The sequence below is a fragment of the Pseudomonas sp. GM24 genome, assembly GCF_000282235.1.
Lineage (GTDB): Bacteria > Pseudomonadota > Gammaproteobacteria > Pseudomonadales > Pseudomonadaceae > Aquipseudomonas.
This window is the reverse complement of the sequence record NZ_AKJR01000157.1, coordinates 1-18,399: the sequence shown is the minus strand read 5'-3', so window position 1 is coordinate 18,399 and position 18,399 is coordinate 1. Positions and strand designations below refer to the sequence as shown.

Sequence of the window (18,399 nt, the reverse complement as noted above, 5' to 3'; positions counted from 1 at the left end):
CACGGCTGTTTGCTTGGCAACAGTGACGAATCACAGTGTTGCTCAAGCAACAGCTGGAATCCTGCAACATCCCCTCAAGCCCTTTTAAAACGGCGCTTTCAAGTACATGGCACAGAGCCTGCAATATTCCATTCATGCAGGAAGCATTCGATAAAAATATCTTTTTGGACATAAGAAATCTGTGCCTTTGCCGGAGCGCCCCATGACATCGTTCTTTCCTCGACTCAAAACCCTGCTGGCTGCCAGCGCCATGGTACTGAGCCTGCAACCGCTCGCCCACGCGGCTGAAACCGCGCCGGCAGAAGTGCATCTCGACTACGCCTATTACTCGCCAGTCAGCCTGGTGCTCAAGCACTTCGGCTTCCTCGAAAAAGCCTTGCCGCAGACCAAGGTCAGCTGGGTACTGAGCCAGGGCAGCAACCGCTCGCTGGAATACCTCAACAGTGGCGGCGTGGATTTCGCTTCCAGCGCCAGCCTCGCCGCGGTGCTGAGCCGCGCCAACGGCAGCCCGATCAAATCGGTCTACGTTTACAGCCGTGCCGAATGGACAGCATTGGTGGTGCGCAAGGACTCGCCATATCAGACCATCGCCGACCTCAAGGGCAAAAAGATCGCCGCCACCAAAGGTACCGACCCGTATCTGTTCACCCTGCGTAGCCTGCAACAGGCCGGGCTGAAAAAAGACGACGTGGAACTGGTCCACCTGCAACACCCGGATGGTCGCACTGCGCTGGAAAAGGGCGATGTTGACGCCTGGGCCGGACTCGATCCGCACATGGCCGCCAGTCAGGTCCAGGCCGGTTCGCGCCTGCTTTATCGCAACCCGGCGTTCAACAGTTACGGCGTGGTCAGCGTCACCGAGCAATACGCCAAAGAACATCCGCAAACCATCGACACCGTGATCAAAGCCTACGAACAGGCCCGCGACTGGGCGCTGAAAAATCCCGATGAGTTCGCCGCCCTTCTCGCCAAAGAGTCCGGCTTGCCACTGGACGTAGCCAAGCTGCAACTGTCGCGTACCGATCTGAGCAGCCCGCAACTGACCCAACAGGACATCAGTGCCTCCAAGGCAGCGGCGCCGATTCTGGTCTCCGAGGAACTGGTGCGCCGTGGGGTGAATGTCGATCAAGTCATCGATCAATTGCTCGACAGCGGCGTGCAGCAAGCCGTCGCCCACCAGTAATCGATCAGTCTCACGACACATCCGCTGCTGTCGCGGATGTGTCGTGAGCGGAGCTCAACCATGACCACTCACAGCAAAGACTTGCCCGCGCCACTTGCCGTGTCGCGCCAGCGCCCGGCGGGTTTCAGTCCGGCGTGGCAGCGCCGTTTCAAAGGCTTGGCCGTGCCGCTGCTGATCATCATCGCCCTGGAAATTATCGTACGCATCGGCTGGCTGCCGTCCTACCAGATGCCGGCGCCGAGCGAGATCGCCCTGACCCTCACCGACCTCGCTGAAGGCGCACTGTGGAAACACATCGGCGCCAGCCTGATTCGCGTGTTGCTGGGTTTTGCCATTGGCGCCAGTCTCGCGCTGGCGTTTGCTGCCTGGGTCGGTTTGAGCCGCGAAGCCGAGGCCTATCTGGAACCGACTTTTGCAGCGCTGCGTTCCATTCCGAGCCTGGCCTGGGTGCCGCTGCTGCTGTTGTGGCTGGGCATCGACGAGACCTCGAAAATTGTCTTGATCGCTATCGGCGCGTTCTTTCCGGTGTACATCAACGTGGTCGCGGCCATTCGCAACATTGATCGCAAACTGGTGGAAGTCGGCCGCATCTATGGCTTCAGCCGCTTGCAACTGGTGCGACGAATATTGCTGCCCGCTGCCCTGCCCGGCCTGTTCACCGGGTTGCGCAGCGGCATGAGTCTGGCGTGGATGTTTCTCGTGGCAGCAGAGTTGATCGCGGCCACCAAGGGCCTGGGCTATCTGCTCAGTGACGGCCGGGAAACCTCGCGGCCGGACATCGTGCTGGCTGCGATCATCGTGCTCGCCTTGCTCGGTAAACTCAGCGACGGCTTGCTGGCCATGCTCGAACGCCGCTGGCTGAGCTGGCGCGACACGTTCACCGGCCAAGGTGCCAGCGACTAAGCTGAAATCTCCAACCGGAGATTCAGCCCATGTGCGGAAGACTCTCGCAGTACCGAGGCATTCATGACTTCGTCGCGGTGCTGAGCATTCCCGACGCGTTGATCAATCATGTTGGCGATGCGCCGCTTGATCGCTATAACGCGGCGCCGACCACCGCGCTGGCCGTCCTGCATCAACAAGGACGGCACCTGCAGGCCGACAATCTGCGCTGGGGCTGGCGCCCGCATTGGGCCAAGGATCGCCCGCCCCCCATCAATGCCCGGGTCGAGAAAGTCGCCCATGGTCCGTTCTTCCGGGCGATCTGGCGACATCGCTTGATTGTGCCCGTGGACAACTGGTTTGAATGGGTCGACAGCGGCGACAAAACCCGGCAACCCTGGCTGATTCGTCGCGCGGATCATGCAGCGGTTTTCTGCGCCGCCATCGGACAATTTCCGACAACCGAAACGGCGGCCCGGGATGACGACGGTTTCGTGATTATCACCGCCGACGCCGCCGGCGGCCTGCTCGACGTCCACGATCGCCGACCGGTGGTATTCCGCGCAGAGTTGGTGCGCGAATGGCTCGACCCGGCGACACCCGTTGAACGCGCTGAGCAAATGTTGCTGTTCGAAGGTGAAGGCAGCGAAGTGTTCGAGTGGTACAAAGTCGGCAAAGCCGTCGGTAACGTGCGCAATCAGGGGGCCAGTTTGATTATTGAGCAGACTTAAACATTTGCCGACTTCACGCGTCTATCAATGTAGGAGCTGTCGAAGGCTGCGATCTTTTGACGCAGCGCTATATGAGATAAACCCATTGCAAATTTTAGCAACTCATAAAGCGAATCACTGCCGTTACAAACCCTGTTTCATTTTTGAGACGGCGCACATAAAACACACGTTCGAATGAACTAACCGCCTGTCTGACATTTCAACCGTCATACATACATTTAGATGCACTACGGATAGCATGCGCGCCGCATTTCCATTTGGTATACCAGTTGACCAAAGAGTCAACAAACCAGGAATCCCCTAACGTCTACAAGCCTTGCAGAGAAATAAGTTGCGCGACGATTTTGCAATCAAACAGGTCAGCGACCTGGAGTGTATTTATCTGTCGATGACAGAACGCTTTGAACTCGACTGTTTTATCGGCCACTACATCAAGACCCGAAACCTGCGTGCCGTACCCGATATCGAACGCGTCCTGCGCACCACACTTGAAGGGTATCCCGGCCACGCGCCGGTGATGGTCAACGAGCTGAATGCGTGGATTGATCGAACCTTGGGATATCGGGCCACACACCCCGATTTCACGCAGTTGGACGATCTTTGAAACCGTAAAAAAGCCCTGCGTTTGCGGGGCTTTTTCGTAGAAATCACTCAAAACTTGCGATCGGGGTCTGAAAGCTCTCTGCCGTCATCGTGCTTCCAGGTTTGTTCCTTATGCTTCTCCCGCTCTATTTCCTCTTCAGTCGGCTCATCCGTCTCTTGCTCATCCGTCTCCGGAAGCTTCTGCTCAGTCGCCATGTGCACCTCCCGTTATCAGTAAACCTGCATGCCTGAAGCGTAGAACAGACAACTTACAACCACCAGCGCAGCAAAAAGAAGAACGCCATGCTCAACAGCATGCTGAGCAAAGTATTGCGCGTGTATATCACCAGTGCGATCGCCACCAGCGAACTAAGCAAATACGGATTATCCCATTGCAGATTCAGCTGCTTGTCCGGCATGAAGACAATCGGCCCACAGATAGCGGTCAACATCCCCGGTACCGCAAACCCGAGAAACTGCCGCGCATTGCTGCTCAAACGCACGGGCAATCGCGGCTCGAGAAATACATAGCGATTGAGAAAAACCAGAATCCCCATGCCAAAAATCACCGCCCAAACCATCATGTGCGCTCCCGATACAGCTTGTTGCAGATAAACCCGGCAGTCATTCCGGCCAACCCGGACAACACCAGCGCCGAACCCCATTGCCAGTAACTGAACAGCACCGAACAAAACAGTGACACCGCCACGCAAACCACCGTCGGCACGTTGCGTACCACCGGTGTAATCAGGGCGATGAAGGTGGCAGCAATCGAGAAGTCCAGCCCCAAGTGTTCAAGCCCTGGAATGCTGCTGCCGAGGACAATGCCGGCCAGGGTGAACAGATTCCAGGCGATGTAGAACGTCAGGCCGACGCCCAGCGCATACCAGCGATTGAACTGCTGGCGATCATGCTGACTGGTCAACGCGAACAACTCATCAGTGAGCAAAAAACCCAGCCCTATGCGCCAGCGCCCCGGCAGCGGCGAAATCACCGAACGCATGCTCATGCCATACAGCAAGTGCTGCGACGTCAGCAGCAGCGTGGTCAACAAAATCGAGAAAATCCCCGCGCCGCCCTTGAGCATGCCGATCGCGACCAATTGCGCCGCACCGGCAAACACGATGCTCGACAAGCCTTGGCCTTGCAACGGCGTGAGGTTAGCTTCAATCGCCATGGAACCGGCCAGCAGTCCCCACGGCGCGGTGGCCAGAGACAATGGCATGATCGCCGCCGCGCCGCGAAGAAACGCACTGCGCGGCATAAGTGAGTCGGACATAAACGTTCTTCAACCAGGAAAACGGTCGCAGACTGTGCCAGCCATTTCGTCTTTTTGGCTTGAACAATCTTGCGCACTTGTGGGAAATCGGCCGGTGCGCGCGCAATTCGCTGATTTTCGCACTGACCTCTAATGCCCTGAGCGGCGTAACATAGCGCCATTCACAATCGCGTCAGGGAGACGACATGCTGTACCGAATCGCAGCCGACGGGCTGGTGCTGTTCCATTTGTGCTTCATTCTGTTCGTGCTGTTTGGCGGGCTGCTGGTGCTCAAATGGCCACGTTTGATGTGGCTGCATTTGCCGGCTGCCGCCTGGGGCGTGGCGGTCGAGGTGTTGCACCTGACCTGCCCGCTGACCTACTGGGAAAATCTCATGCGCCACGCTGCCGGGCAGACTGAATACGCCGGCGGCTTCATCGAACATTACATCTGGCCGATCATCTACCCGGCCGGGCTCACCCCGCAGATTCAACTGGCGCTCGGCAGCGTGGTGCTGGCGATCAACCTGTTGGTGTATGGGCGGGCCATTCGCTCATGGAAACATCGTCGCGCCGCCTCGCAGCTTTAATCACCCTCGCCGATTGACTTGTAGCGGGCCTCGAAATCCGCTGCCAGGTCCGCCAGGGTGATGCCGCCCAACCGCGACAGCAACAGCGCCTGCGCCTCATCGAAGGTGCGGGTCAGTGCGGCGTTCACCGCTTGCTCGACCAGACACTCCGGGTGATCCGTCGACAAGCCGATGGAAAAAATCGACTGCGTGCCCAACGCCTGATGGATATCCAGCAGGGTGATCTGCGCCAGCGGTTTGGCCAGCGCCCAGCCTCCCTGATGGCCCTTCTCTGACGTCACAAACCCCTCCTCCTTGAGCAAGCCCATGGTGCGCCGCACTACCACCGGGTTGGTGCCAAGCATGCCGGCGATGGTTTCCGAGGTCGCGCGCTTTTCATGGCGGGCCATGTGAATCAACACATGGAGCATGCGCGATAACCGCGTGTCGTTTCTCATCGATGATCCTTTTTTCAAGCCGTTGCGAAGATGCGCCGAGTATCGCTTGCAAGGTCTGAAGTTACGAGACTATTGACAGCAATATTTCTCGTAACTTACGGTGTGCTCTGAAAACTCAAGAGGAGATTCGCTCATGGTGTACGACGTCATCATCGTCGGCGGCAGCTATGCCGGGCTGTCCGCCGGCCTGCAACTGGCCCGCGCCCGACGCAATGTGTTGGTGCTCGATTCGGGCCTGCGACGCAACCGTTTTGCCGAAACATCCCACGGCTTCCTCGGCCAGGATGGGCGTGCACCGGGGCAAATTGCTGACGAAGCACGGGCACAATTACTGGCTTACCCCAGCGTGCAATGGCTAACGGATACAGCGACTGAAGCGACTCGGACTGACAACGGATTCGGTTTGCGCACCGAGAGCGGACAGCGGCTCAGCACCAAGCGACTGATCCTGGCCTCGGGCGTCGTCGACGAATTGCCGGACATCGAAGGCCTCAGGCAACGCTGGGGCCAAAGCGTTTTTCATTGCCCGTACTGCCACGGTTATGAACTGAATCAAGGCGCGATCGGCGTATTGGCAACGTCACCCATGTCGATTCATCACGCCCTGCTACTGCCGGATTGGGGACCGACCACGTTCTTCACCAACGCAGTCTTCGAGCCGGATGCCGAACAATTGGTGGAACTGGATCGACGCGGTGTCACCCTGGAAACCCGGTCGGTCATTCACATCCGTGGCGAGCGTGCGGACGTGGTGCTCAGCGATGGCCAGGTCATCGCCGTTGCAGGCCTGTTCGCCATGCCACGCACACGCATGGCCAGCCCGCTGGCTGAACAATTGGGATGTACATTCGAGGATGGCCCGATGGGGCCGTTTATTCAGACTGACGCGACACAACAAACCAGCGTCGCCGGCGTATTTGCCTGCGGAGATGCGGCATTGGCTGCCGGTTCAGTGGCGCTGGCTGTTGGCGATGGGGCCCGCGCCGGTGCAGGCACTCATCGCTCACTGGTCTTTGGCTGATACGTAATACTGCGGGCGTCTCAGCGCGAAGTCGGCTTCAACGCCTCCAGCCAGGCCGGATCCAGGCACATCTGCTCGGTATCGAGTCCCTGCGCCTGCATCCGCGCCTTGTGCGCTTCGGCTTCCCGCCACAGCTGCCCATGATCGCTGGAGTTACCGTCCAGCTCATGCATCTGCGTCAACCCAAGATGATAGAAACGCAGCACTTTCATGGCCGTCGCATCGCTCTTCTCCACCGCCGCCGTGACCTGATGCATCACATTGGTGATGCTCATCAGGTTGCGCTTGAGTCGCCAGCTGTACACGGCTGGCGCCATCCAGCTCTGATTCCAGAAACGCCCGCGCAATAACGCAGCCGTCAGCAGAAATGCCACAAACACCCCACCGACATTGAAGCGCAGGTTATCGCCGCCAGGCTCGCCAAACAGCGCCACGGCCACGCTGGAAAACAGCATCGCCAGCACCAGGAACAGCACGGCGATGATGATCGTGCTGCGTCGCGTCTGCTGGCGAAAAGTGGCGGCGTCCATCGGCTGAATCTCGAACATCACAAATGACTTCCTTGAGCGACAAAAGGGCTAACTGAAAAAACCGGCCGGCGCATTATCGCCTCTGCCGCGGATTTAGCTATGCTGGGGCTCCTTTTCATCTTTTCAGCGTCCAACGGGGACATGGCGGTATAGCGCAGATCGTGCCATCTTCATTCATGGATACACACTATTCGGATGCCATTGCTCAGCTTCGTGATGACATCGTTTTAAGGATCATTGCATGACCCAACGACACGTAATCAATGCCTCGGTCAGCCCGAAAGGCAGCCTGGAAACCCTTTCTCAACGTGAAGTTCAGCAACTGAGCGAAGCCGGATCCGGCAGCACCTACACCCTCTTCCGCCAGTGCGCCCTGGCCATCCTCAACACCGGCGCCCATGTCGATAACGCCAAGACCATCCTCGAAGCCTACAAGGACTTCGAAATCCGCATTCACCAACAGGATCGCGGCGTGCGCCTGGAGCTGCTGAACGCTCCGGCCGACGCGTTCGTCGACGGCGAAATGATCGCCAGCACCCGCGAAATGCTCTTCAGCGCCCTGCGCGACATCGTCTACACCGAAAACGAACTCGACAGCCAACGCATCGACCTGAGCACCTCGCAAGGTATCAGCGACTACGTTTTCCACCTGCTGCGCAACGCGCGCACCCTGCGCCCGGGCGTCGAGCCGAAAATCGTCGTGTGCTGGGGCGGCCACTCGATCAACACCGAAGAATACAAATACACCAAGAAAGTCGGCCACGAACTGGGCCTGCGCAGCCTCGACATTTGCACCGGTTGCGGCCCCGGCGTGATGAAAGGCCCGATGAAGGGCGCGACCATCGCCCACGCCAAGCAACGCATTCACGGTGGTCGCTACCTCGGTTTGACCGAGCCGGGCATCATCGCCGCCGAAGCGCCGAACCCGATCGTCAACGAACTGGTGATCCTGCCGGACATCGAAAAACGTCTGGAAGCCTTCGTGCGCGTTGGCCACGGCATCATCATTTTCCCGGGCGGCGCCGGTACAGCAGAAGAATTCCTCTACCTGCTGGGCATCCTGATGCACCCGGACAATAAAGGGCTACCGTTCCCGGTGATCCTCACCGGGCCGAAGCACGCCGCGCCGTATCTGGAACAGCTCGACGCCTTCGTCATCGCCACTCTCGGCGAAGCGGCCAAGCAGCACTACGAGATCATCATCGACGACCCGGCCGAAGTGGCGCGGCAGATGACCCAAGGTCTGAAAGCGGTGAAGCAGTTCCGCCGCGAGCGCAACGATGCGTTCCACTTCAACTGGCTGCTGAAAATCGACGAAGGCTTCCAGCGTCCGTTCGATCCGACCCACGAAAACATGGCGAATCTGAAACTGCACCGCGACCAGCCACCGCATGAACTGGCGGCCAACCTGCGTCGGGCGTTCTCCGGCATTGTCGCCGGTAACGTCAAGGACAAAGGCATTCGCCTGATCGAAGAACACGGGCCGTACCAGATCCGTGGTGACGCCGCGATCATGCAACCGCTCGATGCCCTACTCAAAGCCTTCGTCGCCCAGCACCGGATGAAACTGCCGGGCGGCGCGGCGTATGTGCCGTGTTATCGAGTGGTGGCGTAACTCTTTCGGTTACCACGCTACAAATGTAGGAGCGAGCCTGCTCGCGATAGCGGTAGATCAGTCGCTGTGATGTCGACTGACCCACCGATTTCGCGAGCAGGCACGCTCCCACAGGGTCTGGATGTGTACACAAAGCCTGCATTCACCCACTCAACTGTGGGAGCGAGCCTACTCGCGAAGAGGCCGCCAAGCACACCTCAAATTTCTGACCTACCCGCCAACCGCATCGCCAGCGCCTTGGCCTGCAACGCCACATCCGTCACCGCCGTACTCTCCCACCACATCCCGCGCAACGGCGGCCCCATGGCAAATAATCGGCTAGCCGCACGCCCGTCGGTATCCAGCACCGCGCCATCGATTGCCGCCGCAATCCCCAACGCCAACGGCCCCGACTGCACCAGACCGCGCGCCAGCAGTTGCTGCGGCAACGGTCGCGCCACTCGGCGCCAGTCATACTCGATGCCGCTGGAATTGATCAATGCGGCGCCTTGCACCACGCAGGTTTGCGACTCACCGCGCCGCCGAATGCGAATACGGACGCCACCGTCCGGACTTGTCTCAAGCCCTTTGAACGAAGCCGCCTGAATCCGCAATCGCCCTTCTTTATAAAGACGCTCAACCAGCGCCGCACTCAACGGCGGCGAACGGTGGTGATGACTTTCCCACCACGGCCGTACATGCCGTACGAATTGTCGACGCTGCGTGTCAGTCGCCTGACTCCACAAACGAGCGATATGCACCCGAACCGTGTCCAGTGGCGCCTGCCAATCGATGCCTTGTGCAATGGCTGCCTGGCATTGCCGACGCAATTCGCGCAACAGCTGTCGTGGCGTTCGAATGCTGTGATCGCTGCCAAGAAAATCCATCCAGGCCGGCGGTTGTCGGCGCACGTGGGGCAACAAGCCGTGCCGGGAAAACACTTCAATTGGCCCGCGATGCCCGGCCTGCTCCAGCGACACCACGGCATCGACCATGGTCAGGCCAGAGCCGATGATCCACACGGTCGATTGCGGGTCGAGTTGACGCATCGCCGCGACATCCCACGGATCAAGCGCGGCGGCGTTGAGGCCGCTGGAGGTTTTCTGCGGGGTTCGCGCGGCAGGGAACATTCCGGTCGCCAAAACCCCGTAGCCACCGCGCAGTGCCTGACCATTGCTCAGCGTGAGCTGCACCGAACCGGCATCGACTTGCAGGTCGACGACTTCCGCACGAATGTGCTCAACGCTTGAGCCAGTCTGCGCCCCGACTTTACGGGCTTCGGCCAGACGCTGCTGCACATAGACGCCGAACAATCCACGCGGCGCAAACAGTTCGCTGACCGGCACGTCCTGCTCGGCCGATTCAGGCCAGCCACCGCCGGCAATGTGCTCGGTCAGCCATTGCGTCAGATCATCAGGATTATCCGGATCGACGCTCATACGTGCGGCGTTGCCGTTGAGCGTGTGTCCCAACTCGACCGCGCTGTACGCCTCGCCCCGTCCCAGTTCCGCACGCGGCTCAATGATCAGGACCTTGCGCCGGCCAGGCAGACGTAGCAATTGCACCGCCAGCATCGTGCCGCTGAGGCCACCACCGATAATCAGGATGTCTGCGCTCTGACTCATTCAAATCACCACATTGCGAACAAACCGCGCCGCAACCTCGCCATCGTTGCGATAGGAATGCGGCTGGTTGCTGGCAAACATAAAAAACTCACCGGTGCCGATGTGCTGCGGCTGATCCCCGAGCATCAGGGTAAGGCAGCCTGCAAAGACGAAAATCTGCTCGCTCCAGCCCTCGGCATCTGCTTGCGACGGGTAGACCTCACCCGGTTGCAGACACCATTCCCATTGCTCGACTTCACGAGTCGCCGTGGCTTTGGAGAGCAACACCGCTTTGCTGCCCGGGTGGGTTCCTGCCCAGGCCACCTCGTTGATGCGGCTCGGGTCGCGGGCATCCGGCGCTTGAATCAGATCGCTGAACGCCACATCCAGCGCTTCGGCAACGCGATCGAGGGTGGTCAGGCTGACATTCTTCTCGCCCGCCTCGATCGCCACCAGCATGCGCCGGCTGACCCCGGACTTTTCTGCCAGCGCGGTCTGGCTCATATCGGCGGCATGCCGTAGACGCCGCACATTCAGGCTGACGTGTTGCAGAACGGACGCCCGCTGCGTTGAATCTTTGTGCACTATATTGCTCACTCGGTGAGGTTGGGCAGTATACTGCGCAACGTTGGGCGCATTGTGCGGCCTCCTTTTTAAAGTGCGCAAGGTCATGACGTCGCAGAACAGCTCCTCCACTCCTCTCCGTTTCTCTCGTTTCAGCAAAGCCGAGTGCGTGCTGGTACTGATCACCATGATCTGGGGCGGTACCTTCCTGCTGGTTCAGCACGCGATGACCGTCAGCGGCCCGATGTTTTTTGTCGGCCTGCGCTTCGCCGCTGCGGCGGCTATCGTCGCGCTGTTCTCATGGCGTCATCTGCGTGAACTGACCCTGTTTGAACTCAAGGCCGGCGCCTTCATCGGCGTGGCGATCATGCTCGGTTACGGCTTGCAGACGGTCGGTTTGCAAACGATCCCAAGCAGTCAGTCGGCGTTCATCACCGCGTTGTATGTGCCGTTCGTGCCGTTGCTGCAGTGGCTGGTGCTCGGGCGTCGTCCGGGCTTGATGCCGAGTATTGGCATCATGTTAGCGTTCACCGGTTTGATGCTGCTGTCAGGCCCGTCCGGTGCAGCGCTGAATTTCAGCCCTGGCGAAATCGCCACGCTGATCAGCGCTATCGCCATCGGCGCCGAAATCATTTTGATCAGCACCTATGCCGGTCAGGTCGATGTGCGCCGAGTGACTGTCGTGCAATTGGCAACCACATCGGTGCTGTCGTTCCTGCTGGTGGTGCCTACCGGGGAAATGATTCCGGATTTCTCCTGGACGCTGCTGGTGACCGCCCTGGGGTTGGGCGCGGCGAGTGCGGCGATTCAGGTGGCGATGAACTGGGCGCAGAAAAGTGTTTCGCCAACCCGGGCGACGTTGATCTATGCGGGCGAGCCGGTATGGGCCGGGATCGTCGGGCGGATTGCCGGGGAGCGGTTGCCAGCGATTGCGCTGGTGGGCGCAGGGTTGATTGTGGCGGCGGTGATTGTCAGTGAATTGAAGACCAAGGGCAAAGTTGCAGAAGCCGAAGCTGAGCTGGAGCGGGAAGCACAGGGGTAAAGCTCCGAAGCCTTCCTAGTCTGAATTATTGCTATCGCGAGCAGGCTCACGCCTACAGGGGAACGCATTCCAAATGCAGGCCTTCGCCTGCTCGCGATGAGGCCAATCGAAGCAACATCGATCTACCTGAAACAATGCCAAACAGAAAATTCCAGACTACTTTGTAGGATTCTGAGACATCCTGGCGTTTGGTGATCAGGGAGCTGGCACGTATGATGCTTCACAAACTTCCGCAGATTAGAAGCCTATGTCCCTGATAGTTCTACTGCTTCTGCCATTCATTGGCAGCTGTCTGGCAGCGGTGCTGCCACACAACGCGCGTAATACCGAATCCCTGTTGGCAGGTCTGGTCGCTTTGATCGGCACCGTCCAGGTCGCGATGTTGTACCCGCAAATTGCCCACGGCGGCGTGATCCGCGAAGAATTCATGTGGCTGCCCAGCCTCGGTCTGAACTTCGTTCTGCGCATGGATGGCTTCGCCTGGCTGTTCTCGATGCTGGTGCTGGGCATCGGCACCCTCGTCTCTTTATATGCCCGTTATTACATGTCGCCGGACGATCCGGTGCCGCGTTTCTTCGCGTTTTTTCTGGCGTTCATGGGCGCCATGCTTGGCCTGGTGATCTCCGGCAACCTGATCCAGATCGTGTTTTTCTGGGAGCTGACCAGTCTCTTCTCGTTCCTGTTGATCGGCTATTGGCACCACCGCGCGGACGCCCGTCGCGGTGCGTACATGGCGCTGATGGTCACCGGTGCCGGCGGATTATGCCTGCTGGCGGGGGTCATGATTCTCGGCCATGTCGTCGGCAGCTATGACCTCGACAAGGTCCTGGCCGCCGGCGACATGATTCGTGCACACGCCCTCTACCCTATCCTCTTACCCCTCATTCTTATTGGCGCGCTCAGCAAAAGCGCGCAATTTCCTTTCCATTTCTGGCTACCGCACGCGATGGCGGCGCCGACACCGGTTTCGGCTTATCTGCACTCGGCGACCATGGTCAAGGCCGGAGTTTTTCTGCTCGCACGCCTGTGGCCGTCGCTGTCCGGCAGCGAAGAATGGTTCTACATCGTCAGTGGGGCTGGCGCCTGTACGCTGTTGCTCGGTGCGTATTGCGCGATGTTCCAGAACGATCTCAAAGGTCTGCTCGCTTACTCGACCATCAGCCACCTCGGCCTGATCACATTGTTGCTGGGCCTGAACAGTCCACTGGCTGCCGTGGCGGCGGTATTCCACATCCTCAACCATGCGACATTCAAAGCCTCGCTGTTCATGGCCGCCGGCATCATCGACCACGAAAGCGGCACTCGCGATATCCGCAAACTCAGTGGTCTGATCAAACTGATTCCCTTTACCGCGACGCTGGCCATGGTTGCCAGCGCCTCGATGGCGGGTGTGCCATTGCTTAACGGCTTCCTGTCGAAAGAAATGTTCTTCGCCGAAACCGTGTTCATCAATGCCACGGCGTGGGTCGAAGCGGCACTGCCGATTGTCGCGACCATCGCCGGTACATTCAGCGTTGCCTATTCCCTGCGTTTCACCGTCGATGTGTTCTTCGGTCCACCGGCTACCGACCTGCCGCACACTCCGCACGAGCCGCCGCGCTGGATGCGTGCGCCGGTGGAATTGCTGGTATTCACCTGCTTGCTGGTGGGGATTTTCCCGGCGCAGATCGTCGGTCCATTGCTAGCGGCAGCGGCATTGCCCGTCGTCGGCGGCGAACTGCCGGAATACAGCCTGGCGATCTGGCACGGCCTGAACGCACCGATGATCATGAGCCTGATCGCCATGTCCGGCGGCATCATTGTCTATCTGTTGCTGCGCAATCAGCTCAAGCGCGGACGCTTCAAATACCCGCCGTTGGTTGGCCGCTTCAACGGCAAGCGCCTGTTCGAACGCAGCCTCGTGGTGATGATGCGCCTGGCCCGACGTCTGGAGCGGCGACTCGGCACCAAGCGTCTGCAGATGCAATTGTTCCTGATGGTATTGGCGGCGGTGCTCGCCGGCCTGATCCCGATGTTGCACAGCAGCCTGAGCTGGGGCGACCGGCCAAAGATTCCCGGCTCCATCGTCTTTGTCACCCTGTGGCTGCTGGCGATTGCCTGTGCCCTCGGCGCCGCGTGGCAGGCCAAGTATCACCGTCTCGCTGCTTTGACCATGGTCAGCGTCTGCGGCTTGATGACCTGCGTCACCTTCGTCTGGTTCTCCGCACCGGATCTGGCGCTGACGCAACTGGCAGTCGAAGTGGTCACCACCGTGCTGATCCTGCTCGGTCTGCGCTGGTTGCCACGCCGTATCGAAGAAGTCTCGCCACTGCCAAGCAGCCTGCGCAAGGCACGCATTCGTCGTCTGCGCGACTTGCTGCTGTCGATTGCCGTCGGCGGCGGTATGGCGCTGCTGTCCTACGCCATGCTCACGCGGCAGACGCCGAACGATATCTCTTCGTTCTACCTCAGCCGCGCCATGCCTGAAGGCGGCGGCAGCAACGTGGTCAACGTGATGCTCGTGGACTTCCGCGGCTTCGACACCCTCGGCGAAATCACCGTGCTGGTCGCCGTGGCGCTGACCGTATTCGCCCTGCTACGGCGTTTCCGCCCACCGAAAGAAAGCCTGCAACTGCCTGCCCAGCAACGCTTGCTGGCGCCGGACGTGGTCACCGATCTGGTCAACCCGCGCTCGGCGAGCGACACCGCGCTCGGCTTCATGATGGTACCGGCCGTGCTGGTGCGCCTGTTGCTGCCGATTGCGCTGGTGGTGTCGTTCTACCTGTTCATGCGCGGGCACAACCAACCGGGTGGCGGCTTTGTCGCCGGTCTGGTGATGTCGGTGGCGTTCATCCTGCAATACATGGTCGCCGGTACACAGTGGGTCGAGGCGCAAATGAGCCTGCGGCCACTGCGCTGGATGGGCACCGGGTTGCTGTTTGCCACCGCTACCGGCCTCGGGGCGATGGTCGTCGGTTATCCGTTCCTGACCACCCACACCTGGCATTTCAGCTTGCCAGTGCTGGGGGACATCCATATCGCCAGCGCATTGTTCTTCGATATCGGCGTGTACGGCGTGGTGGTTGGTTCGACGCTGTTGATCCTCACCGCCCTCGCCCACCAATCGGTGCGGGGCCACAAGACCGCATCGCTGCCCAAGTCCGTCGCCAGCAAAGGAGCCGTCTGATGGAAGAAGTCATCGCAATCGCCATCGGCGTGCTCGCCGCGTCCGGCGTCTGGCTGATCCTGCGGCCACGGACGTTCCAGGTGGTCATGGGCCTGTGCCTGCTGTCGTATGGCGTCAATCTGTTCATCTTCAGTATGGGCAGCCTGTTCATCGGCAAGGAGCCGGTGATCAAGGACGGCGTCACCCAGGATTTGCTGCACTACACCGACCCGCTGCCACAGGCCCTGGTACTCACCGCGATCGTCATCAGCTTTGCCATGACCGCGCTGTTCCTCGTCGTGCTGCTCGCCTCGCGCGGCCTGACCGGCACCGACCATGTCGACGGCCGGGAGCCTAAAGAATGATGGCAATGACTCACCTGATCGCAGCACCGATTCTGTTGCCGCTGCTGACCGCCGCCATCATGCTGATGCTCGGCGAGCGGCACCGACCGCTGAAGGCGAAAATCAACCTGTTCTCCAGCGTCGTCGGTCTGTTCATTTCGGTGCTGTTGCTGCAGTGGACGCAAACCACTGGCGTACCCGGTTCCATCGGCGTGTACCTGCCGGGCAACTGGCAGGCGCCATTCGGCATCGTGCTGGTGGTCGATCGGCTGTCGGCGCTGATGCTGGTGCTGACCGGGATCATCGGCGTCAGCGCCCTGCTCTTCGCCATGGCACGTTGGGATGGCGCCGGTTCGAGCTTCCACGCGTTGTTCCAGATTCAATTGATGGGCCTGTACGGCGCGTTCCTGACGGCAGATCTGTTCAACCTGTTCGTGTTCTTCGAAGTGCTGCTGGCCGCGTCTTATGGCTTGCTGTTGCATGGATCGGGTCGGGCGCGGGTCTCGTCGGGGCTGCATTACATCTCGATCAATCTGTTGGCCTCTTCGCTGTTTTTGATTGGCGCGGCACTTATCTACGGCGTCACGGGCACGTTGAACATGGCCGATCTGGCGCTGAAGATTCCGCTGGTGCCGGAAGCTGACCGTGGCTTGCTGCATGCCGGCGCCGGGATTCTCGCCGTCGCGTTCCTGGCCAAGGCCGGTATGTGGCCGCTGAACTTCTGGCTGGTGCCGGCCTACTCCTCGGCCAGTGCGCCGGTCGCGGCGATGTTCGCGATCATGACCAAGGTTGGCGTCTACACCCTGCTGCGCCTGTGGACCCTTCTGTTTTCCGGGCAGGCCGGAGCGTCGGCATTCTTCGGTGGCGACTGGCTGATCTACGGCGGCATGGCGACCATGGCCTGCGCGGCGCTGGCGATTCTCGCCGCGCAACGCCTGGAGCGCATGGCCAGCCTGAGCATTCTGGTGTCGGCCGGTATCCTGTTGTCCGCCGTAGGCTTCGCCCAACCGAACCTGATCGGCGCAGCGCTGTTCTATCTGGTCAGCTCAACGCTGGCATTGAGCGCGCTTTTCCTGCTGGCCGAGCTGATCGAACGTTCTCGTTCCGCCAATGAGATCCCGCTAGAGGATGAAAGCGAACTGCTGCCGCGCCCGCAGGAATCCCTGCAACCACCCAAAGGCATCAACCTCGATGACGAGCAGAAAGCCGTGGTCGGTCAGGTCATTCCGTGGACCATGGCGTTTCTCGGCCTGAGCTTTATTGCTTGTGCGCTGCTGATCATCGGTATGCCGCCGCTGTCTGGCTTCATCGGCAAACTCAGCCTGATCGGCGCATTGCTCAATCCGCTGGGCCTGGGCACCGCTGCGCCGATTTCCATCGCTGCATGGGCGTTGCTGGCGCTGCTGATCCTCACCGGCCTCGCGTCGTTGATGGCGTTCTCGCGCCTCGGCATCCAGCGCTTCTGGACGCCGGAGGAGCGCCCTTCGCCGCTGCTGCGCAAACTCGAATGTGCGCCGATCTTCCTGTTGCTGGGGCTGAGTATCGTCCTGACCTTTAAGGCTGAACCGCTGCTGCGCTACACCCAAGCTACCGCCGAGGCGCTGAACAACCCGCAGCAATACGTCATGGCGGTGCTCGGCACCCGCGCTGTTCCGAGTCCGGAAGCCAAATCGGCGATGCTGGAGGTGCAGCCATGAAGCGCGTGTTTCCTGCACCGTTGTTGTCGTTGGCATTGTGCGTTCTGTGGCTGACCCTGAACCTGTCGATCAGCCCGGGCAATCTGCTGCTCGGCGCGATGCTGGGTTTTGCTGCACCGTTGATGATGCGCAAACTGCGTCCGAAACAGGTACGCATTCGCCGCCCCGGGACAATCCTGCGCCTGTTCTTCCTCGTCGGTCGTGACGTGGTGGTGTCCAACCTCATCGTCGCGTGGGGCGTGCTCAACGCCGGTCGTCGCCCGCTTCGCTCGGGCTTTGTCAAAGTGCCGCTCGACCTGCGCGATGCCCATGGCCTCGCGACCCTGGCAATGATCTGCACGGTGGTGCCCGGCACGGTGTGGTCGGAGCTGGCGCTGGACCGCAGCATTCTGTTGCTGCACGTCTGGGATCTGGATGATGAAGCGCAATTCATCGAGCACTTCAAGACCACCTACGAGCGGCCGTTGATGGAGATTTTCGAATGAGCCCATTACTGTCGAACGCCATCCTGCTGACGCTGTTCCTGTTCTCGCTGGCCATGGTGCTGACGCTGGTGCGTTTGTTCAAAGGCCCGTCGGCACAGGATCGAGTCCTGGCGCTGGATTACCTGTACATCGTCGCGATGTTGATGATGCTGACCCTGGGTATTCGTTATTCCAGTGATACTTACTTCGAAGCGGCGCTGCTGATTGCGCTGTTCGGCTTCGTCGGCTCGTTTGCTCTGGCGAAATTCCTGCTGCGTGGCGAGGTGATCGAATGAATGCTGAATTGTCGCTATGGATCGAGATTCCGGTGGCGATCCTGCTGGTGCTCAGCGGTCTGTTCGCGCTGATTGGTGCAATCGGGTTATTGCGCATGAAGGATTACTTCCAGCGCATGCACCCGCCGGCACTGGCCTCAACGCTGGGGGCGTGGTGTGTGGCGTTGGCGTCGATCATCTGCTTCTCGGCGCTGAAATCCGGGCCGGTGATACATGCCTGGCTGATTCCGATTTTGCTGGCGATCACTGTGCCGGTGACGACCTTGCTGCTGGCGCGGGCGGCGTTGTTCCGCAAGCGCATGGCCGGGGATGATGTGCCGGCTGAGGTGAGCAGCCGCCGCACCGAGAGCGGTAGCTGAACCGTTACAAGATCGCAGCCTTCGGCAGCTCCTACATTGGAATGCGCTCCCCCCTGTAGGAGTTGCCGAAGGCTAC

At 60.0% G+C, this 18,399-nt stretch carries 21 protein-coding genes; 14 read left to right on the top strand and 7 right to left on the bottom strand.

Annotated elements, in window-relative coordinates; translation table 11 throughout:
* The first annotated feature begins 202 nt into the window (after window positions 1-202).
* From PMI23_RS17810 to PMI23_RS17795, 4 genes are all read left to right on the top strand, one after another.
* The gene (locus PMI23_RS17810) at window positions 203-1,183 is read left to right on the top strand and encodes an aliphatic sulfonate ABC transporter substrate-binding protein (RefSeq protein ID WP_007910797.1); all 981 of its coding nucleotides are present in this window, start codon (window positions 203-205) and stop codon (window positions 1,181-1,183) included.
* Window positions 1,184-1,243: 60 nt separating this feature from the next.
* On the top strand, window positions 1,244-2,086 hold the full coding sequence (locus tag PMI23_RS17805; RefSeq protein ID WP_007910791.1) for an ABC transporter permease: 843 nt from the start codon (window positions 1,244-1,246) through the stop codon (window positions 2,084-2,086).
* A gap of 29 nt (window positions 2,087-2,115) precedes the next feature.
* A complete protein-coding gene (locus tag PMI23_RS17800) occupies window positions 2,116-2,796 on the top strand; it encodes an SOS response-associated peptidase (RefSeq protein ID WP_007910787.1) in 681 nt (226 codons plus the stop codon).
* A gap of 331 nt (window positions 2,797-3,127) precedes the next feature.
* Entirely contained in the window at window positions 3,128-3,400 is a 273-nt protein-coding gene (locus PMI23_RS17795) for a hypothetical protein (protein WP_007910785.1), read from the top strand.
* 47 nt (window positions 3,401-3,447) lie between these two features.
* Here PMI23_RS17795 and PMI23_RS29885 read toward each other — a convergent pair whose 3' ends face one another.
* From PMI23_RS29885 to PMI23_RS17785, 3 genes are read right to left on the bottom strand one after another with little or no spacing between them, the layout of a single operon-like run.
* Window positions 3,448-3,594, bottom strand: a complete 147-nt coding sequence (locus PMI23_RS29885) for a hypothetical protein (RefSeq protein WP_007910783.1) — start codon at window positions 3,592-3,594, stop codon at window positions 3,448-3,450.
* A 53-nt stretch (window positions 3,595-3,647) separates the two neighbouring features.
* Window positions 3,648-3,959: an AzlD domain-containing protein gene (locus tag PMI23_RS17790; RefSeq protein ID WP_176472272.1), complete on the bottom strand. Its 312-nt coding sequence runs from the start codon at window positions 3,957-3,959 to the stop codon at window positions 3,648-3,650.
* Window positions 3,959-4,657 carry an AzlC family ABC transporter permease gene (locus PMI23_RS17785; RefSeq protein ID WP_016983007.1) on the bottom strand — a complete coding sequence of 233 codons (699 nt, stop codon included), beginning with the start codon at window positions 4,655-4,657 and terminating at the stop codon, window positions 3,959-3,961. Before PMI23_RS17785 ends, PMI23_RS17790 begins: the two co-directional genes overlap by 1 nt.
* Before the next feature lie 185 nt (window positions 4,658-4,842).
* Here PMI23_RS17785 and PMI23_RS17780 point away from each other — a divergent pair, with 185 nt between their 5' ends.
* The gene (locus PMI23_RS17780; protein ID WP_007910777.1) at window positions 4,843-5,226 is read left to right on the top strand and encodes a DUF2784 domain-containing protein; all 384 of its coding nucleotides are present in this window, start codon (window positions 4,843-4,845) and stop codon (window positions 5,224-5,226) included.
* Here the strand turns inward: PMI23_RS17780 and PMI23_RS17775 are convergent.
* Window positions 5,223-5,663 (bottom strand): Rrf2 family transcriptional regulator, encoded by a 441-nt coding sequence (locus tag PMI23_RS17775; protein ID WP_007910775.1) that lies wholly within the window; start codon window positions 5,661-5,663, stop codon window positions 5,223-5,225. The two genes, PMI23_RS17780 and PMI23_RS17775, sit on opposite strands and share 4 nt — an antisense overlap.
* A 133-nt stretch (window positions 5,664-5,796) precedes the next feature.
* Here PMI23_RS17775 and PMI23_RS17770 point away from each other — a divergent pair, with 133 nt between their 5' ends.
* Window positions 5,797-6,684, top strand: a complete 888-nt coding sequence (locus PMI23_RS17770; protein ID WP_007910774.1) for an NAD(P)/FAD-dependent oxidoreductase — start codon at window positions 5,797-5,799, stop codon at window positions 6,682-6,684.
* Window positions 6,685-6,704: 20 nt separating this feature from the next.
* On the opposite strand, the gene PMI23_RS17765 is transcribed toward PMI23_RS17770, so the two are convergent.
* A complete protein-coding gene (locus PMI23_RS17765) occupies window positions 6,705-7,232 on the bottom strand; it encodes a DUF3087 domain-containing protein (RefSeq protein WP_007910772.1) in 528 nt (175 codons plus the stop codon).
* 223 nt (window positions 7,233-7,455) lie between these two features.
* Here PMI23_RS17765 and ppnN point away from each other — a divergent pair, with 223 nt between their 5' ends.
* The gene (gene ppnN, locus PMI23_RS17760; RefSeq protein WP_007910770.1) at window positions 7,456-8,829 is read left to right on the top strand and encodes a nucleotide 5'-monophosphate nucleosidase PpnN; all 1,374 of its coding nucleotides are present in this window, start codon (window positions 7,456-7,458) and stop codon (window positions 8,827-8,829) included.
* A gap of 197 nt (window positions 8,830-9,026) precedes the next feature.
* Here ppnN and PMI23_RS17755 read toward each other — a convergent pair whose 3' ends face one another.
* Window positions 9,027-10,433 (bottom strand): FAD/NAD(P)-binding protein, encoded by a 1,407-nt coding sequence (locus PMI23_RS17755; RefSeq protein WP_007910769.1) that lies wholly within the window; start codon window positions 10,431-10,433, stop codon window positions 9,027-9,029.
* Window positions 10,434-10,997, bottom strand: a complete 564-nt coding sequence (locus PMI23_RS17750) for a helix-turn-helix domain-containing protein (protein WP_007910768.1) — start codon at window positions 10,995-10,997, stop codon at window positions 10,434-10,436. It abuts the gene before it with no gap.
* Window positions 10,998-11,082: 85 nt separating this feature from the next.
* On the opposite strand from PMI23_RS17750, the gene PMI23_RS17745 reads away from it, so the two are divergent.
* The 7 genes from PMI23_RS17745 (at window position 11,083) to PMI23_RS17715 (ending at window position 18,323) form a co-directional block, all read left to right on the top strand.
* Window positions 11,083-12,018, top strand: a complete 936-nt coding sequence (locus PMI23_RS17745; protein ID WP_007910766.1) for a DMT family transporter — start codon at window positions 11,083-11,085, stop codon at window positions 12,016-12,018.
* Window positions 12,019-12,265: 247 nt separating this feature from the next.
* Complete coding sequence (locus PMI23_RS17740) at window positions 12,266-15,184, top strand: monovalent cation/H+ antiporter subunit A (RefSeq protein WP_007910764.1); 2,919 nt, start codon at window positions 12,266-12,268, stop codon at window positions 15,182-15,184.
* Entirely contained in the window at window positions 15,184-15,528 is a 345-nt protein-coding gene (locus tag PMI23_RS17735) for a Na+/H+ antiporter subunit C (protein ID WP_007910763.1), read from the top strand. Before PMI23_RS17740 ends, PMI23_RS17735 begins: the two co-directional genes overlap by 1 nt.
* Window positions 15,525-17,204, top strand: coding sequence for a monovalent cation/H+ antiporter subunit D (locus PMI23_RS17730; RefSeq protein ID WP_007910761.1), 1,680 nt, complete (start codon window positions 15,525-15,527; stop codon window positions 17,202-17,204). The genes PMI23_RS17735 and PMI23_RS17730 overlap by 4 nt, the downstream gene beginning before the upstream one ends.
* Window positions 17,201-17,689 carry a Na+/H+ antiporter subunit E gene (locus PMI23_RS17725; RefSeq protein ID WP_007910759.1) on the top strand — a complete coding sequence of 163 codons (489 nt, stop codon included), beginning with the start codon at window positions 17,201-17,203 and terminating at the stop codon, window positions 17,687-17,689. The genes PMI23_RS17730 and PMI23_RS17725 overlap by 4 nt, the downstream gene beginning before the upstream one ends.
* Window positions 17,686-17,964: a K+/H+ antiporter subunit F gene (locus PMI23_RS17720; protein ID WP_007910754.1), complete on the top strand. Its 279-nt coding sequence runs from the start codon at window positions 17,686-17,688 to the stop codon at window positions 17,962-17,964. The genes PMI23_RS17725 and PMI23_RS17720 overlap by 4 nt, the downstream gene beginning before the upstream one ends.
* Entirely contained in the window at window positions 17,961-18,323 is a 363-nt protein-coding gene (locus PMI23_RS17715) for a Na+/H+ antiporter subunit G (protein WP_007910752.1), read from the top strand. The genes PMI23_RS17720 and PMI23_RS17715 overlap by 4 nt, the downstream gene beginning before the upstream one ends.
* Window positions 18,324-18,399: the final 76 nt, after the last annotated feature.

Bases quoted from the DNA above. Each gene is read 5' to 3' on its own strand.
- PMI23_RS17810 (WP_007910797.1), top strand. From the start codon at position 203: ATGACATCGTTCTTTCCTCGACTCAAAACCCTGCTGGCTGCCAGCGCC.
- PMI23_RS17805 (WP_007910791.1), top strand. From the start codon at position 1,244: ATGACCACTCACAGCAAAGACTTGCCCGCGCCACTTGCCGTGTCGCGC.
- PMI23_RS17800 (WP_007910787.1), top strand. From the start codon at position 2,116: ATGTGCGGAAGACTCTCGCAGTACCGAGGCATTCATGACTTCGTCGCG.
- PMI23_RS29885 (WP_007910783.1), bottom strand. From the start codon at position 3,594: ATGGCGACTGAGCAGAAGCTTCCGGAGACGGATGAGCAAGAGACGGAT.
- PMI23_RS17790 (WP_176472272.1), bottom strand. From the start codon at position 3,959: ATGGTTTGGGCGGTGATTTTTGGCATGGGGATTCTGGTTTTTCTCAAT.
- PMI23_RS17785 (WP_016983007.1), bottom strand. From the start codon at position 4,657: ATGTCCGACTCACTTATGCCGCGCAGTGCGTTTCTTCGCGGCGCGGCG.
- PMI23_RS17780 (WP_007910777.1), top strand. From the start codon at position 4,843: ATGCTGTACCGAATCGCAGCCGACGGGCTGGTGCTGTTCCATTTGTGC.
- PMI23_RS17775 (WP_007910775.1), bottom strand. From the start codon at position 5,663: ATGAGAAACGACACGCGGTTATCGCGCATGCTCCATGTGTTGATTCAC.
- PMI23_RS17770 (WP_007910774.1), top strand. From the start codon at position 5,797: ATGGTGTACGACGTCATCATCGTCGGCGGCAGCTATGCCGGGCTGTCC.
- PMI23_RS17765 (WP_007910772.1), bottom strand. From the start codon at position 7,232: ATGTTCGAGATTCAGCCGATGGACGCCGCCACTTTTCGCCAGCAGACG.
- ppnN (WP_007910770.1), top strand. From the start codon at position 7,456: ATGACCCAACGACACGTAATCAATGCCTCGGTCAGCCCGAAAGGCAGC.
- PMI23_RS17755 (WP_007910769.1), bottom strand. From the start codon at position 10,433: ATGAGTCAGAGCGCAGACATCCTGATTATCGGTGGTGGCCTCAGCGGC.
- PMI23_RS17745 (WP_007910766.1), top strand. From the start codon at position 11,083: ATGACGTCGCAGAACAGCTCCTCCACTCCTCTCCGTTTCTCTCGTTTC.
- PMI23_RS17740 (WP_007910764.1), top strand. From the start codon at position 12,266: ATGTCCCTGATAGTTCTACTGCTTCTGCCATTCATTGGCAGCTGTCTG.
- PMI23_RS17735 (WP_007910763.1), top strand. From the start codon at position 15,184: ATGGAAGAAGTCATCGCAATCGCCATCGGCGTGCTCGCCGCGTCCGGC.
- PMI23_RS17730 (WP_007910761.1), top strand. From the start codon at position 15,525: ATGATGGCAATGACTCACCTGATCGCAGCACCGATTCTGTTGCCGCTG.
- PMI23_RS17725 (WP_007910759.1), top strand. From the start codon at position 17,201: ATGAAGCGCGTGTTTCCTGCACCGTTGTTGTCGTTGGCATTGTGCGTT.
- PMI23_RS17720 (WP_007910754.1), top strand. From the start codon at position 17,686: ATGAGCCCATTACTGTCGAACGCCATCCTGCTGACGCTGTTCCTGTTC.
- PMI23_RS17715 (WP_007910752.1), top strand. From the start codon at position 17,961: ATGAATGCTGAATTGTCGCTATGGATCGAGATTCCGGTGGCGATCCTG.